This is a genomic window from Streptomyces sp. NBC_01283 (assembly GCF_041435335.1).
Lineage (GTDB): Bacteria > Actinomycetota > Actinomycetes > Streptomycetales > Streptomycetaceae > Streptomyces.
In genome coordinates, this window is sequence record NZ_CP108430.1 from 9,179,475 (window position 1) to 9,194,423 (window position 14,949).

The 14,949-nt window shown below is 69.1% G+C and carries 12 protein-coding genes and 1 pseudogene; 5 read left to right on the forward strand and 8 right to left on the reverse strand.

The window, feature by feature from the left end; translation table 11 throughout:
- Positions 1 to 206: 206 nt before the first annotated feature.
- Positions 207 to 656: a spore-associated protein gene (locus OG302_RS41605; protein ID WP_371524866.1), complete on the forward strand. Its 450-nt coding sequence runs from the start codon at positions 207 to 209 to the stop codon at positions 654 to 656.
- A 332-nt stretch (positions 657 to 988) separates the two neighbouring features.
- Here the strand turns inward: OG302_RS41605 and OG302_RS41610 are convergent, their stop codons facing one another.
- The gene (locus tag OG302_RS41610; protein ID WP_371749938.1) at positions 989 to 1,891 is read right to left on the reverse strand and encodes a LysR family transcriptional regulator; all 903 of its coding nucleotides are present in this window, start codon (positions 1,889 to 1,891) and stop codon (positions 989 to 991) included.
- Positions 1,892 to 1,989: 98 nt separating this feature from the next.
- Between OG302_RS41610 and OG302_RS41615 the strand changes: the two genes are divergently transcribed.
- Positions 1,990 to 2,736, forward strand: coding sequence for an SDR family oxidoreductase (locus tag OG302_RS41615; RefSeq protein WP_371749939.1), 747 nt, complete (start codon positions 1,990 to 1,992; stop codon positions 2,734 to 2,736).
- A gap of 393 nt (positions 2,737 to 3,129) precedes the next feature.
- Here the strand turns inward: OG302_RS41615 and OG302_RS41620 are convergent, their stop codons facing one another.
- From OG302_RS41620 to OG302_RS41630, 3 genes are read right to left on the reverse strand one after another with little or no spacing between them, the layout of a single operon-like run.
- Positions 3,130 to 4,656, reverse strand: coding sequence for an NAD(P)/FAD-dependent oxidoreductase (locus OG302_RS41620; protein ID WP_371749940.1), 1,527 nt, complete (start codon positions 4,654 to 4,656; stop codon positions 3,130 to 3,132).
- The gene (locus OG302_RS41625) at positions 4,653 to 5,615 is read right to left on the reverse strand and encodes a UbiA family prenyltransferase (RefSeq protein WP_371749941.1); all 963 of its coding nucleotides are present in this window, start codon (positions 5,613 to 5,615) and stop codon (positions 4,653 to 4,655) included. The genes OG302_RS41620 and OG302_RS41625 overlap by 4 nt, the downstream gene beginning before the upstream one ends.
- Complete coding sequence (locus OG302_RS41630; protein ID WP_371749942.1) at positions 5,612 to 6,361, reverse strand: methyltransferase; 750 nt, start codon at positions 6,359 to 6,361, stop codon at positions 5,612 to 5,614. The genes OG302_RS41625 and OG302_RS41630 overlap by 4 nt, the downstream gene beginning before the upstream one ends.
- Before the next feature lie 437 nt (positions 6,362 to 6,798).
- On the opposite strand from OG302_RS41630, the pseudogene OG302_RS41635 reads away from it, so the two are divergent.
- Positions 6,799 to 7,164, forward strand: a pseudogene (locus OG302_RS41635) (transposase); the annotation flags it as partial.
- A gap of 528 nt (positions 7,165 to 7,692) precedes the next feature.
- Here OG302_RS41635 and OG302_RS41640 read toward each other — a convergent pair.
- Positions 7,693 to 8,574, reverse strand: a complete 882-nt coding sequence (locus OG302_RS41640; protein ID WP_371749943.1) for an SDR family oxidoreductase — start codon at positions 8,572 to 8,574, stop codon at positions 7,693 to 7,695.
- A 90-nt stretch (positions 8,575 to 8,664) separates the two neighbouring features.
- Here OG302_RS41640 and OG302_RS41645 point away from each other — a divergent pair, with 90 nt between their 5' ends.
- Positions 8,665 to 9,243 (forward strand): TetR/AcrR family transcriptional regulator, encoded by a 579-nt coding sequence (locus OG302_RS41645; RefSeq protein WP_371749944.1) that lies wholly within the window; start codon positions 8,665 to 8,667, stop codon positions 9,241 to 9,243.
- A 561-nt stretch (positions 9,244 to 9,804) separates the two neighbouring features.
- Entirely contained in the window at positions 9,805 to 10,857 is a 1,053-nt protein-coding gene (locus OG302_RS41650; RefSeq protein ID WP_371749945.1) for a hypothetical protein, read from the forward strand.
- A gap of 408 nt (positions 10,858 to 11,265) precedes the next feature.
- Here the strand turns inward: OG302_RS41650 and OG302_RS41655 are convergent, their stop codons facing one another.
- From OG302_RS41655 to OG302_RS41665, 3 genes are all read right to left on the reverse strand, one after another.
- Complete coding sequence (locus OG302_RS41655; protein WP_371749946.1) at positions 11,266 to 12,426, reverse strand: oxygenase MpaB family protein; 1,161 nt, start codon at positions 12,424 to 12,426, stop codon at positions 11,266 to 11,268.
- A gap of 111 nt (positions 12,427 to 12,537) precedes the next feature.
- Positions 12,538 to 13,593: a polyprenyl synthetase family protein gene (locus OG302_RS41660; RefSeq protein WP_371749947.1), complete on the reverse strand. Its 1,056-nt coding sequence runs from the start codon at positions 13,591 to 13,593 to the stop codon at positions 12,538 to 12,540.
- A complete protein-coding gene (locus OG302_RS41665; RefSeq protein WP_371749948.1) occupies positions 13,583 to 13,861 on the reverse strand; it encodes a polyprenyl synthetase in 279 nt (92 codons plus the stop codon). The genes OG302_RS41660 and OG302_RS41665 overlap by 11 nt, the downstream gene beginning before the upstream one ends.
- Positions 13,862 to 14,949 lie beyond the last annotated feature (1,088 nt).

Below are 14,949 nucleotides of genomic sequence, written 5' to 3' on the forward strand. Positions count from 1 at the left end.
GCGTGGGTGAGAGAGGAGGGCCAGTCCACCGTCACGATCGGCACTGTCCGTGTGCGATCTATACCCTGCCAAGCGCATACAGGGGGCACGGTTTTCGGACAATGAATCGGCTATCAGCCACACCGCAGAACGCAGGACAACCCTTCCCCCAGCGGACGTGTCACACCTAGCAGGAAGAAACGCTTCAAGCGACACAAGGGGGAGATATGGAACTTAAGCGTGCCATGTTGTCCGTAGCTGCGGTGACTGCGCTGGCGGCCGGCTCCACGGTGGTCCTGTCGTCACCGGCGTCTGCGGCGGCGAACACTACCCCGCAGAAGGTCTGCGGAAGCAGCTACAAGACCGTCAACTCCGCACCGGTGGGCTCGCTGGGCACCGTCTACCTGACGTACAACGCCTCCACCGGCCGCAACTGCGTGGCCACCATCCGCAGCACGCCCGGAACGGCCGTGGACACGGGGACGTGGATCTACGTCGCCGACACCGACCAGGGGGCCTCTGACTCCGGCAACTACACGTCCTACGCCGGGCCGGCCACCGTCTACGGCAAGGGCCACTGCGTCGACTGGGGCGGCAACATCAAGAACGTTTACGTCTCCGTCTACGGCTCCAACTGTGCCGCACTGAAGGAGAAGCGGGTCACCTCCATCCGCTGAGGCCTTGCGGCGGGTTCGGCCTTCCCGGCACGGTGCTCGGCCCCGGTCCGGACTGATCCCACCTCCCAGCAGCCGCTACCACCGGGGCTGCGTCCGCCCGAGCGGTGGATCCGGCCGGAAGAACCTCATCTTCGCGGCGAACGGCCCGAAAACAGGCATCGTCTTGTTGGATGCGGCCAGGACTGTCCGGTCATCCGACCGCTTCCGCCCTCGCTCCGGCCGAGGCAACAGAGGGTGGGCGAACTCCCGTTCGGCATAGGACAGTTCATGGCGACGCATCACCTGACCATGATTCACCAAGCAAGATCATTTGTAGGCGCCGCCGCGAGGGGTCAGCTGATCGCCCGCGTGCTGTTCTCCTGTCGGGAGGCTGTGCCGAGCACTGTACGTGCGACGTCTTCCAGGGATTGGAGCAGCGGGTTGGGGTCGCCGGCGCGCGTGACGAGCACGAGCTCGCAGGGTTCGATGTCGATGACAGGCACCAGGGCGATGTCCTCGCGCACAGCAGCGCGTCGATCGCTGGCAGGGAAGATCGCGACACAGTGGCCGGTGGCGATGATTTCCAGCTTGTCCTCGTAGCTGTCGTCGATTGCAGGCGGGGGTGGTGCCGGGCGGTCATCGACCGGCTTGGGCGTGCTCCAGACGACCGGAGTGCTGACGCAGGCCACCAGTTCCTCGTCCGACAGAGCCCGCAGGTTGACGGCTTTCTCGTTCGCCAGATGATGACTTGCCGATGTGGCGAGTACCCGCGATTCCTGATGGAGCGTGGTCACCCGGAGGCCGTCCGTGGGCCAGGGCAGGGGTTTGTATGCGACGAGGGCGTCGACCCGCCGCTCGGCGAGGGCGCCGGTGTCCCGCCAGTCGAGGTGCCGGGTGCGGACCTGGCCGTCGGGGTGCCGGCGGCGCAGTTCCTGCACACAGGCGGTGAGGACCAGTCCTTCGGCGCAGCCGACAGTGACGGTACGGGGCTGCACGGCGGCTCTGGCCGTGCGAGCGGCTTGCTCGGCCTCCTGGAGCAGTATCCGGGCCCCGGGAAGGAATGCCTGACCGGCGTCGGTGAGGCTGCTGCCCTGCGGCGAGCGGTCGAAAAGCCGGACACCGAGCTGAGCCTCAAGTCGCTGGATCTGGCGGCTCAGCGACGGCTGCGCCAGGTGCAGCTTGGTGGCGGCCCGGCCGAAGTTGCCGTACTCCGCCACGACCGTGAAATAGCGCACGAGCCGCAGATCGACGTCCATGCGCTCAGGGTACGTCGCGCGTCGTCATACGCCCGGGGCATGACGGCATACGGAACAGGTCTTGGACAGGGTGTGCGGGTGGATATTGGCTTGAGGGCATGACCACTTATGACGGCAAGAAGATCGTGATCACGGGCGGAAGCAGCGGTATTGGCCTGGCTGCGGCCCGGTTGTTCGCGGACGGTGGGGCGCACGTACTGATTACCGGCCGCACCCGATCCACTCTGGACGCCGCGCTTGAGCAGCTGGGGGACAAGGCGGTCGGCGTCCGTAGCGACGCCGCGTCCCTGAAGGACATCAAGGCGCTGGCCGGCACGGTCCAGGAGCGGTTCGGTGAGGTGGACGCGCTGTTCGTCAACGCCGGCGTCACCGAGTCCGCGCCGTTCGACTCGACGACGGAGGAGATGTACGACACGCTGTTCGGCATCAACGCCAAGGGCCCGTACTTCACGGTGCAGGCGTTGGCGCCGCTGTTGCGCGAGGGAAGCGGCGTGGTCCTGACCACGTCGGTGGTGAACGTCCTGGGCCTCGACGCACTCAGTGTCTACTCGGCGAGCAAGGCGGCCCTGCGGTCGATGACGCGCACCCTGGCCCGCGAGCTGCTGCCACGCAAGGTGCGCGTCAATGCCGTGAGCCCCGGCCCGATCGACTCGGGCATCCTGGACCGCTCAACGCTGCCCGCCGATGTCGTCGAGGCGACGAAGGACACCTACCGGAGCACCATTCCGATGCAGCGGCTGGGGACGTCCGAGGAAGTGGCCGCCGCGGTGGCGTACTTGGCGTTCGGCGCGACCTTCTCGACGGGAACGGAGTTCCCTGTCGACGGAGGAGCGTCGCAGCTCTAGGCCGTTTGCGCAAAGTCGCGTCGTCGCCCGAAGGGCAGGCGGGGCCTTGAAGACAGGCCCTGACGCTGCGCGGCGCGCAGACCTGTGTGGTCGAGGCTGCAAGGCCAGTGGTCGGGGTAGCGCCGGAGGACGGTGATCGGTATCTACCACCAGGCCTCACCCGGACAGGTCCCCAGGCGGGCGGAGATCCGGCGCCGTGTCCTTGCGGCTAGCGCTGCGCGATGCGCTGACCTGTGTGGTCGGGGCTGGCAGCCCCGTCCTGGGGCCGCGAGCGGCCAAGTTGGTGAAGACGCCCAGTTCCACGGCGCTCACAAGCGTTCTGTCGGCCGTGAAGCCGGTGGCCAGCTGCACGAGGCAGTCGGGCGTCAAGGCTGGGGCGGCGGGGTGCCCACGTTAGTGGGCCCGGGTGTCCTGCTTCCGGACAGGGCGGTCATCTGTTGCGTCCCCAGTAGTCGGGGGCGGGAGAGGCGGCGAGGGTGCGGGTTGCTGCTGATCAGGGGCCGGGGCGGCTTTGACAGCGCTGGCGTGGTCGTGGTGGAGGCGGGCAGCGGGAGCGGACAGCGCGGTCAGGACGAGGCGTGGGCGCAGCAGGGTGGCGGGGTGGTCGATGAGGCTGGCTACGCGCATGAGGGCATCGGTGGCGGCGGGGTCGTGTGTCGCTGCGTGGTGGAGGCGGGTGACGTAGGCGTTGAGCACGGGTGCGGTGAGCTGACGGCGGCCGGTGGCACCGGTGAATTTGAGGTCGCTGGTGGTGGAGAGGTACCAGGGTTTGTCGAGGATGCGCCCGACCTGTCGCATGAAGACCGCGCTGTCCGGGGTTCCGCGGCGCTGGAGGTATTGGTGGAGGGCGCTGGCTTGCATGGCGGCGACGGTCATTCCCTGGCTGTAGTTCGGGTTGAGGCTGCACACCGCATCTCCCAGGACGAGTAGTCGCTCGGGGAGGCGGGACAGGCGTTCGTAGTGACGGCGGACACTGGCGGGAAAGCGGAAGGTGACGGGGTCGGTGAGCGGGGTGGCGTCGTGGATCCGGTCGTGGATCTCGGCGGCGGGCAGGCCTTGGGCGAAGGCGGTGAAGCCGTCGGGGTCGGTCGGCGGGTGGTCACCCAAGAGACCGGTCAGCGACAGGATGTGCCTGTCGTCGCCTGCCTGGCCGAAGAACGCACCGCGGGGTGAGGCGGGTGAGGCAAGGCAGTTGACGAACTGCGGGCCGCTGCGCGCGTGCGGGCTGCGGTAGAGACGGGTGGTATAGGCCAGGCCGATCGGCATCCGCTGCTCGACGGGCCGCTGGTAGCCCAGCTGTTGCAGCCACACCGGGGTGCGCGACCCGCGTCCGCTCGCGTCGACGAGCAGATCGGCTTCCAGGTCGAAGCAGGCGGCGCCCGGTGTCGTGGACTGCAGCCGGGCGCCGGTGACCCGGGCGCCGTCCGCAGTGGCCAGGAGACCCTGCAGGGCGGTGCCCTGGCGATAGGTGACGTTGGCCCGCGCGGCGACCTGGCCGCGCAGATATCCCTCCAGGACGGGACGCGGTGCGGTCAAGGAGAGCAGGCCGGTCCTTGTCGGTGTGAAGGGGCGGCCGTTGAAGTACCAGCGCTGCTCGCCCAGGTCTCCGATCGGCTGGTGTGCGCGCCGCATGTCCTTGAGCAGGTTCGGGAAGAACTCCTGCAGGATCAGGCAGCCGCGGGCATGGAGCCCGTGCGCGTGCGCGGCGTGAGGGGCGCCGCGACGCGGATCTTCCACGTCGATGACGTGGTCGCGGTCGATGACGATGACCTCGCGGTAGAAGTCGGCCAGCACCCGGGCGGCGAGGGTTCCGGCGATGCTCGCGCCCAGCACGAGAGCCCGGTCCCCGACAACGCGCGCCCCGGCGGTGCGGTCTTCGACGAGCCGGTGGGCGGCCCGGCCGCCGTCGCGTCGGCTCACTGAGACAGTCCGAGGAGGATCGCCGCGGCGAGCGCGGCAGTGCCCGCATCGATGGACAGCAGAACCAAGAAGCGCGCCTTGCGCACCTCACCCCGATACACCCCGTAATACACCTGGGCCAGCTGCAGCGCGACCACAGGAGCGCTGCACACCAGGTAGGCGGGGTCCATGCGTGTGGCGGCGAACAGCACGACGAGCAGCCCCGCGTGGCCGACCACAAGGAGGTGGAGCAGAAAGGCGAACCACCGAGGCGGCAGCAGGACGGCGAGGGTTCGCCGTCGGACGGCTGCGTCGCCTACCCGGTCGGAGGCATTGCCGTAGGAGACCACGAGCAGCAGCCACAGGCCGAAGACCGCACTCACCAGCAGTACCTCGCGGGTGAGGGTTCCGCTGGCGCACCAGTAGGGCATCAGGACGGTGTACGCGCCGGTGATCAGGATCGTCGCTTCAAGGCCCAGGGGCCGGTAGCTGAGCTTGATGCCGCAGGAGTACTGAACACCCAGCACCGGCACACCCAAGGCGACCACAACGGCCGGCCAGGACACGGGCCCGGGCGGCAGGAGGGCGGCCGCGGTGAGGGCGAGCATCCCGAAGGTGAACGTGGCGGCGGTGAACGTCTTCGCTTCCCTGACGGTGAGGGCTCCGGTGAGCAGGGGTTTGCGGATCCTGGTGACCAGCGGCCGCCCCTGGTAGTTGCGGGCGTCGTGGCCGTTGAGGAAGCCGCTCACGTCATCGGCCGCCGACGCGCTCCACTGCACCGCCAACGTGCCCGCGAGCACACAGACCAAGGACGGCAACACCCCCGGAGCCGTGAGGTCGTCCGCGTGCAGGAGCAGCACGCCCAGGGCCCAGCCGTAGACGTAGTGATAGACCCGGGCCTTGCCCAGCCGCAGGTAGCTGGCGATCTTGGGGCCGGACGTCGGGGGTGCTGCGGCCGTGACGGCTTGGGCGCCACTCATGGCATCTGCCGGTCGCCCGCGGGGACGGCTTCAAGGAGCTGGAACTCCACCGGCACGTCACCGGCATGGTGCACGCTCCGTTCCCGCCCCACCAGCAGTACACCCGACTCGGCGGCCAGAGTCTGCAGTGCGGAGGTATCACCGAGGCTGTTGAATCCCAAAAACAGACGGCCCGATCCGGTGAGCCGTTCCAGGCCCTCGCGCAGGTAGCGGCGGTGAGCGGCGTAGCCACGATCGAAGATCGCATGCTGTAAAGGCCGGGTGTAGACGAACTCCTGGGGGGCACGAACGACGTTGGAGTTCCAGAAGATCGCATCGAAACGCGCACCGGGGTCCAGGGCGTCGTACAGGTCGCTGCGCACGGTCTCCACCCGGTCCGCCACCTTGTGACGCTCGGCGTTGAGGGCGGTATTGCACACTGCCTCATGGGTGATGTCCACGGCTGTGACGTGCGTGCACCCGGCCAGCGCCGCCGTCACCGCCGTCACCCCCGCCCCACACCCCACCTCAAGAAACCTCCCGCCCACCGGGAAAGGCAGCCACCGGGTGAACAGCTCGGTAGAGTCGGTATGAGTCGGAGCGAACACCTGCGGCAACAACGCCCAGTCAAGGCCGAGCAGCTCGAATTCCCCCGGCTCGCCTGTCTGGCCGTGCCGGTCCACCAAACGGTGACCGACCTCGACACGGGTCTCGTCTACCGGCGCGCAGGCCGGCTCAGTTCGTGAGGTGCAGCAGCGGGACGGCATGGCGACGATTCCTTGTCGGGGCAGAACTGGGACAACGGCAGGCGGCCACGGGAAGCCCCCGCCCAAGGGACAGACAGCTGGAACAGAGGCCAGCGGACGCCCGGGGATAGGCAGGCTGTCGCATTACGGGCGCACCTACGGGAGGCCGCATCGAGGTCCATGACCCTATTTCGAACATCCCACGGTTTGCTGTGTCGAACGTGTCTGTCTCCGTTTCGCACGCATGGGGAACGAGCGCGCAGCGGCCCGGTTACTTCCGCAGGTTCACTTCGCCCGAAGCCCGGGACGACGTGACCGTGAGGCAGTGCGGTGCGGACGTCGCGGACGGCCCCAAGTTCGAGGTTTAACTGCGGGAGTTCAACGGTGAGACCGGCCACGTCGTCCCGTGCACTACCCGCCGAAGATCGCCCTGTCGACGCTGATCAAACTCCCTCAAAGGCGTCAGATCCCGGTACCTGCGCTCCGGGTACACCGGCCGGATCAACCGGACCGGGATGGGCTGCGTCTTCTGGTCGCGCTCCTACTTCGCTGCCTCGTGCGGCGGCGCACCACTTACGGTGATCCGTCAGTACATCGGGCAGCAAGAGGGTCCGCTGTTATCTGCGGGTCAGAGCGGTCCTGAGATGCGGCTGAAGCCGGGGATACCCATGCAAGACGAAGGATGGTTCCTGGGCTGCTGGAACGAATCACCGCGCGGCGTGCGGAGCTGGATGAACGTGAGGAAGCGCTCGCCAGGGAGTTGGGGGAGGTGCGGGCCGGGTGGGACGAGTTCGCCGTCGCGGAGAGGGTTGTTGAGCGGGTGAGCGAACAGCTTGCCGACGAACGCGCCTCGGCCGCACCGGTGCCCGGGCAGGCGGGCGGACGAGGGGCGATGCTGGTCGCGCACCGGAGGCCGGACATGGAGGAGACCGTGTTCCCGCCGGACTGCCGGCGCATTCTCGCCACCGTGCGGCGGGCTGCCGGACCGGTCATGGCCCGGCAGGTCGGCGGCGCCCCGGGGAATCGATGTCAGCGTGCGGGACGAGCTGGTGCCTGTGCGCGGGGAGTTGGTCCAACTGGTCGACCGCAGTGGGTTGTGCAAACTGCCCGGGGGTCGCTTCACCATCAGCCTGTGATCTGATCTGCTGCCCGCGGCAGCGCGGCGCGGGCGTAACTGACGTTCCCTCGAAGGCCGTTGGAATGGTGTGACGAAAGCCAAAAAGCACGCCGAGGGCACCTGTCCGTTTGTCTGCAGGTGCCGTCTGCCGCTGTCCACGCGGACCGTCTGCCACCTCGCCGATCTGCGGCGTCACCTGAAAGGACCCCGTTCGGTGCCTCGGAACCGGTGTGCGTCAGGGCTGAATGTTTTCCAGGTCCTCGAGGAGGCTGGAGTGGGTAGGCTGCCACCCGAGGGCATCGCGGGTACGGGCGCTGGACGCCGGCTGGTCCATGGCGAAGATCGGGCCGATCGGGCCGAAGTTCTCCTGCGGGACCTCCTCGACCGGCAGGCCCAGTCGCCGGCCGATGACTGTGGCGATGTCCCGCACCGCGTCGCCCTCGTCGGCTACGGCGTGCCAGGCCGTTGCGGCCGGTGCGGACTCAAGGGCCAGACGGAACAGGACGGCTGCGTCGAGTGCGTGCACGGCCGGCCAGCGCTGGGTGCCCTCGCCCGGGTAGCCGGCCACCCCGGTGCGGCGCGCTTGCTCGGTCAACAGGCCGGCGAATCCGCCCCGGCCCTCGTTGTGGACCGTGCGCGGCATGCGGACAGCCGTGCTGCGCACACCGCGCGAGGCGAGGTCCAGCAGCGCATTGACCGAACGGCCCCGGCCGCCCACCGGTCCGTCGGTCGGCAGCGGATCGGCCTCGGTGGAGGCGCGTCCGGGCACCTGGGGCGTCCCGGAGACCGTGACGATCGGGCGGTCGCTTCCGGTGAGTTCCTGCCCCAGCGCGGTGAGCGCGGCGCTCTCCTCGGCGATGGCCTGCGCGAGATTGTCCGCACTGCTGTAGTCGCGTCCGAACGCCAGACTGATCACGCCGTCGCACTGCGCAGCGCCGGACCTCAGGACGTCGAGGTCGGCCAGGTCTCCCCGCAGCACCTTGGCACCAGCGCTTTCAAGGGCCTGCGCGGAGCCGTCCGAGCGAGCCAGTGCGAGAACGGTGTGGCCGTTGCCGAGGAGTTCGGCGACGACGGCGGAGCCGATGGTGCCGGTACCGCCGGTGACGAAGACATGCATGGGCTCTCCCTGAAAGTGATGGGACCATTGTCCCATCACTGACCATACACCGAGTGATGGGACAGGTGTCCCATCGCCTATCCTGGTCTCATGGCTAGATGGCAACCGGGGGCGACCCAGCGACTCGTCGTTGCGGCCGTCGACCTGTTCACGGAGCAGGGCTACGACGCCACCACGGTGACGCAGATCGCCGAGCGCGCCGGCGTCACCAAAAGCACCTTCTTCCGGCACTTCTCCGACAAGCGCGAGCTGCTGGTCGCCGGCCAGGAGACGCTCAGCAGGCTGCTCGCCGACGGCATTACCGAGGCCCCTGCGAGCGCCAGCCCGCTCCAGGCGGTGGCAGCCGGTCTGAAGCGCGCATCGAGCGCCATGGGACCCACGAACCGCGAACTCGGCCCCCGCCTCAGAGCAGCCGTGGCAGCCAGCACCGAACTGCAAGAGCGCGACGCCCTCAAGAGCGTCGGTCTCGCGGCCGCCATGACAGCCGCGCTCATCGCCCGCGGCATCCCCGACCCGACCGCGCACCTCGCCGCCGAGCTGGGAGTCCTCGCGTTCAAGCAGGGATACGCCCAGTGGTCTGAAAGCGATCGTGATGACACAGAAGGGCTCGCGCCACATGCACTGGCAGCCCTGGAAGACCTGCGTGCGGCAACTGCAACGCTGGGCTGAGCCATGCCGCCCGGCTGTCGGCGCACGGGCACTGTGGCGCCCGTCGACTGCCCACGAGACGCCCTGCTCTTCCTGACAGACCTCCAAACCGATCGCTGACAGATAGCCTGCTGCACAGACAGTCACCCGGCACCGGCGTGAGTACGCCCAGAGCCGGTCACCCCAGCCCTTTGAGCTGTGATCTCAAGTTGGCGGAGGCTCAAGTGCGCAGCAGCGGCAGGAGGACTGCCACCGTGCACACCGTGCCCGGACGTTGAGCAGACTCCCGCCCCCCCGGGCGGGAAATCCCGCCGGGTGGCCGGTGGTCGGGCCTGACCACCGTGTTCCGGGTGGTTGTGACCGCTCCGTTACCGGGGTCGGGGATCAGTGGTCGACAGACTGGTCGGGGCTGGCGGGTTGCCTCGGGGGCATGAATCACGAACACCCCCGGTTCCCCGGCAGCCCACCGCATGAGGCCCTGCCGGCGTTGCATGGCGCCGTCCGTCGCCCGGTATGCACCTGTGCCGCTGTGCCCGGCAGGCAGTGGTGAGCGGGTACGGCGCCGGGATTAGGCGCGGTGGGATGGCCGCCGACCGCTTCACGCAGATCGTCAACGCGCTCTTCAGGGATCGTCGGATCTCCTTCAAGGCCAAGGGACTCTTCGGGCTGGTCTCGACACACCGCGACGGCTGGCGCGTGACGGTAACGGAGCTTGCACGGTGGGGCCCTGACGACCGCAGCGCGGTGCGCTCGGGCCTTCAGGAGCTGGAGGCGTACGGCTACCTGACCCGCGAGCAGCAGCGGCGTGAGGACGGCACGCTGGGCGAGGTCCTCTACGCCCTCACCGACGCCCCGACCCACCTGTACGAGCTGCTGGGCGATGGCGCCCCTGCACCGGCGCTCATCGTGCAAAGCCGCAGGTCGCAACCAGAGTCCGATTTTCCGACGTCGGGTAAACCGACGTCGGTAATCGCCCACCAAAGAAGACCAGTCTTAAGAAGACCAGAAACCAGAAGACCAACCCCGTCCGTCCGTATCGCGCGGGCGCGCGTGTTGGGCGCACCGCCCTGGGAGCCGGGGGAGCAGACCCGCTCCGCGATGCTGTCGGCGGGGGAGCGGCTGCTGCGGGCGATCGGCGCGAGGCAGCCCGAACTGCTGCTGACCGGGCAGGCCCTGGCCGATCAGGGCCGTATCGTGCAGGGCCTGCTGGATGAAGGGTGGACGCCGAAGCAGTTGCGCTACGTCATCGCCGACCGGCCACTGCCCATGACCCTGCACCACACGGTCGGCACGGTCGTCGCCCGGCTGCGCGCCGCACAGACCACCCCGCCCGACGCCGCCACGCCCGCCGACGCGCCGCCGCCTTCAACGGGCGCCGCGGACCGCACGGTTGCCGAGACGGTGGCCCGCCGGGTGCTGGTGGAGTGGGCCGGCTGCGGCAGCCCCCCCCGCGCCCAGGGCCAGGATCTCTGTCCAGCCTGCCTCAACTGGCCCCTGTGCACCGGACCCACACCCCGCCGCGCCGAACCCGCCGGGGACGGCCGCTGCACCGTCTGCGCCGCCCCGGCCGCTGCCCGCACTTCCGGCAGCTGCCCTGCGTCCGCGTCACCGCCCACCGGATCGACGAACCCATGACCGCCCGGCCCTACCCGCACTGCCCGCGCACCACCAGCCCGGCATGAAGCGGCCGCCCACCCGCGGACCCACGGCATGGGGCTGGCTGCGCTGGAACCCTCCCGCCCCCGACGCTGCCGCGCAACATCTCCTGCACATCGGCATCCTCGCCCCCGAACCCTCGCTGCGCGCGCCCGGTGCGCCCGGGGCTCGCTCACCCGCCGCCCACCGCCCGTCGCTGCGCCTCCACCTGGACCACGGCGGCTCGGTCACCGCTGACGGTACGAGACGTGCCCTGGAACCACCGCTCGACCTGGTTGATCCAGGAGGATCCGGTCGGGGTGAAGTGCGGCTTGGACCGCGGGTGTTTGGCCAGCGAGGTCGGCGACCGTCTACGTGTCCCCCTCTGCGCCGGTGAGAGACTGGCGGTCAGTGGACCGTGGTGGCTGGTGGGGTCCACCGGTGGGTGCGGGGGACCGTGGTGGAGACGCCGAAATCCTTTTTGAGCTGCTCGGGGATGGCGTAGTGCATGACGCGTCCGCGGGTGAGGGAGGACAGTTCGAGAACGCTGGTCAGATGGCCGAGGCGGTCCAGCGCCCAGGCGCCGAGGGGGGAGCGGTCCTCGATCGTCTCCAGTACGCCCAGGAGATGGGGCACGGTCTTGACGACGGTGTCCCACGGGGTGCGGGGAACTGCCAGCCAGTCGGCGCAGGTGTCTCCGACGAGGAAGCGGATGAGGGCGGAGACGATCGGGTCGAGCACGGTCCCGGGCACCACTTCCTCGTAGAGGTCGATGAGTTGCCGGGTCAGATGCGCGCCCTCCTCGGAGGGCCCCAGGTGCCGGACCATGTACAGGTCGAGGAAGCGGCGGGCGTCGTCGACGGTCGTGGGGACGGCTTCCTGGTCGACGCCGAGCATGGCGCCGACCACGCGCCAGGCGTAGTAGTACGCTTCCGCGCCTTCTGTCGACATGTGGATGCCCAGGCGGTGGAGGCTGTCCAGCACGAGCATCGAGAAGAACATCTGTCCGCCGATCATGTCCTCCTGACAGATCGGCGTCCCGAGCACGCTGGTTTCCCACCGGTTCTCGCGGGTGAGGTGGTGGCGAATGGAGGCGTGCAGCAGGCGGACCTTCTGGGCGGCTGGAATGAAGCGGCTGCCGCTCTCGAAGGCGTCGGGCTGCATGAGGTAGACGGTGAACTGCCCGGTCTCCGCCATCCGTTTGGACGGGTACTTCAGTCCATGGGTGGTCGACAGCAGCTTCGCCACGTGCGGGACGACGTAGCAGGCGGGCATGGAGGCGAAGGACAGCGCGGTGGAGATGTGCACGTTGTTGTCGATGAAGAACAGCCGAGCCTTCTCCATCTCTCCCCAGTCCACCCACGCCGGCGGGGTACGGGTCGCTTCGAGGTACTCGCGAGCGACGTCCGGAAGCCCGTCCGGCAGGGGTGAACCGGCGGTGGAGACGTATCGCATCAGGGTGTTGAACGTGCCGACCTGCCCGCGTTCGAAGAGTTCGGCGACAGTGGCGTCGGCGAGCGCGTCCCCCGTCTGCCGCAAGGAGTCCATCGATGCCTCGGTGTAGATCATGGCGGGGCCCTCGTTTTCTGCATCTGCTGCGTCTATACATATGTCTGCTGCGGGGTCGGCCGACACCGGCGGGCCAGGAAGGCGCAGGTTCACCCCGTCCCGGTGCGAGAGTCAGGACAGACGGAGGGCCGCCGAACGCGCCAACACGGTCAGGGCGGTTGTGGCGTGCGTCGGCACATCCAGGGCGTGCAGGGCGTCGAGCGCTTCCTCGACCCGCGTGTTGATCATGGCTTCGATGCGGGCAGGCGCCCCAAGGCTGTCCATCACTTGGCGCACCTCTTGCAGGCCCTCCGCGCCCAGGTCGCGCTTGCCGAGAAGGGCACGCAGCCGCTCCCGTTCGTCGTCGCCGGCCACGCGCCAAGTCTCCGCGAGCAGGGCTGTCGGCCGGTGGCCACGCACGTCGTCGGCGTTGGCCTTACCGGTCAGATCCGGGTTTCCGAAGAGACCGAGCAGGTCGTCCCGGAGCTGGAACGCCTCGCCCAGCGGCAGCCCATACGCTTCGTAGCCCTCGCGCAGGCGGGGCCCAGCGCCGGCCAGGGCCCCGCCGATGAGCAGGGGTTGCTCGACGGTGTACTTTGCGGTCTTGTAGCGGATCACTTTCAGCGACGCCGTGATGTCCGGACCAGCTCCGGTGCGCAGGATCTCCATACACTCTCCCGCGATCAGCTCGCGGGCCATCACCGACCAAACCGGGCGGGCTCGGGCCAGGTAGGCGGCGGGCAGCCCGCTGGTGGTGAAGAGATCTCCGGCCAGCGCCATCAGCAGGTCTCCCACCAGCATCGCCAACGACCTCGCCGCGGCGTCGGCGCGCGGGCGACGGCGTACGGCGCCGCGCAGGGCGCGGTGTGCTGTGGGCCGCCCGTGCCGCAGCGGGCTGTCGTCGATGAGGTCGTCGTGCACGACGGCCGCGGCGTGCACGAGCTCCATGGAGGCCGCTGCCCGCACCAAGGCGTCGTTGTCGGGCTGTCCCACCGCGCGCCAGCCCCAGTAGCAAAAGGCCGCCCGCAGCCGTTTGCCGTCCGCGACCGCCGCCTCCAGTTGCCCGGCCACCGGGCCCAGGAGCGGATCGATGGCCACGAATTGGTCTGCCTCCTCAGCGACGAACCGGCGCAGCGTCTCGTCGACGCGGGCCTTGAACGCGTCCGGCTCCCACGCCTCAGACGTCATCGGCGGCCTGTCGAGCCAGTGCCCGCTGGGCCAGCACCTCCAGGTGAGCCGGGGGCACGGTCGCGTACCGGTCGATCACCAGGCGGCCGCGCGCCAGAAGTTCACGCTCGGCCTCCGTCGCCAGCTCGGCGGCGTCGGAGCGTCGCAGCATCCCGCGAACCGTCCCCCACGCCGACTCCAGCGTGCTCACCGTCAGATCGGCCAGTCCGGCCACCAGCAGTACCGTCTGGCCGTCCAGGCTTCCGCGCCGTTCCGCTGACTGTTTCATGCCACGCCCCCCAGTGGACATCCGGACGGCGCTGGTCACGCGCCGCCCTTGCGAGCATCCCGCCGTTGTCGGCCGGAGAACGGAAGAACTCACGATCGAGTGATCACATCGCTCGACAGTACGGATCACGCGACGGTACGGATGACGCTGGAGAGGCCGGTGTATTCGGCGAGGCGCACATGCCCTGCGCTGAGCCGTCGGTCATGGCCCGAAAGACTTGGGGCCCAGCACTCTTGGAGGTGTGACACGTTCGCCCCGTGAAGCAGTGGCAGTGACCCGACTGGTCAGCGGTCGATGAAGTTCGGATGGTACCGAGGGACGCGCATGATTCGGGAGCTCTGGCGGACGGTCAGCGGGCCCTCGAGAAGGACACCTGGGCGGCCCACCTTGTCGTCTCCTGTGCTGCGGCTGCCGTCGCCGCCCTTGCGGCGTACGGGAACGAAAGGGCAACAGCATTACCGTGGTGCGGACCGGAGGAGCGCTCGCCAGCTACCTCCTGGAGGGCCGGCCGCGCGCCATGCCAGGCTCAGCAGCCAGCAAGCAGCACGAGGTATTGCGCCGCGCATCTGAGTGACCGCGTACCAAGTGGCGGGCGTTGGTGGAGCGTTGCGCCACGTGAGGCAGCAGCCGGGCCGCAGAGAGGTGGTCCGGCTGCACGTGGACACAAGGCGCGCAACCCTTGGAGTTGAGCACCATGACGTGACCGGCTCGGTGATCCGCGCCGTGATCTTCGACAGGAAGTCGTGTGCCGAAGCGACCTGTCGTCCTCAGCACGATTGTTCATCGCGGCGGTTGGTGGCGGGGCTGCTTCCTCATCCAGCGTTTTCTGCTGTGCCAGGGCGGTCAGCCGCGGCATCAGGACACCGAAGGTCAGCGCGAGGTCCCGCGCCACGATCAGGGCGCTTCCGCCGTGGAGCCGGAGGACGTTGGGCTCCTGGAGCGCTTCGGGGTCGAGGACGTGGTGGGGGCGGCCGAGCACGCGGGCGGCGAACTCGCCCGCGTCCTAGTGCCTGGCCAGGCTCGCCACCCTCGCTCCGGGCGGCGGGCTCGGACGGAGGCCGGGGTCGGGGGCGAGGTCGGTGTACAGG

Excerpts from the sequence above, each read along its gene's own strand:
- OG302_RS41630 (WP_371749942.1), bottom strand. The coding sequence starts at position 6,361 with ATGCCGTCCCGCTGCTGCACCTCACGAACTGAGCCGGCCTGCGCGCCG.
- OG302_RS41640 (WP_371749943.1), bottom strand. The coding sequence starts at position 8,574 with ATGCATGTCTTCGTCACCGGCGGTACCGGCACCATCGGCTCCGCCGTC.
- OG302_RS41625 (WP_371749941.1), bottom strand. The coding sequence starts at position 5,615 with ATGAGTGGCGCCCAAGCCGTCACGGCCGCAGCACCCCCGACGTCCGGC.
- OG302_RS41650 (WP_371749945.1), top strand. The coding sequence starts at position 9,805 with ATGGCCGCCGACCGCTTCACGCAGATCGTCAACGCGCTCTTCAGGGAT.
- OG302_RS41655 (WP_371749946.1), bottom strand. The coding sequence starts at position 12,426 with ATGATCTACACCGAGGCATCGATGGACTCCTTGCGGCAGACGGGGGAC.
- OG302_RS41665 (WP_371749948.1), bottom strand. The coding sequence starts at position 13,861 with ATGAAACAGTCAGCGGAACGGCGCGGAAGCCTGGACGGCCAGACGGTA.
- OG302_RS41605 (WP_371524866.1), top strand. The coding sequence starts at position 207 with ATGGAACTTAAGCGTGCCATGTTGTCCGTAGCTGCGGTGACTGCGCTG.
- OG302_RS41610 (WP_371749938.1), bottom strand. The coding sequence starts at position 1,891 with ATGGACGTCGATCTGCGGCTCGTGCGCTATTTCACGGTCGTGGCGGAG.
- OG302_RS41660 (WP_371749947.1), bottom strand. The coding sequence starts at position 13,593 with ATGACGTCTGAGGCGTGGGAGCCGGACGCGTTCAAGGCCCGCGTCGAC.
- OG302_RS41645 (WP_371749944.1), top strand. The coding sequence starts at position 8,665 with ATGGCTAGATGGCAACCGGGGGCGACCCAGCGACTCGTCGTTGCGGCC.
- OG302_RS41615 (WP_371749939.1), top strand. The coding sequence starts at position 1,990 with ATGACCACTTATGACGGCAAGAAGATCGTGATCACGGGCGGAAGCAGC.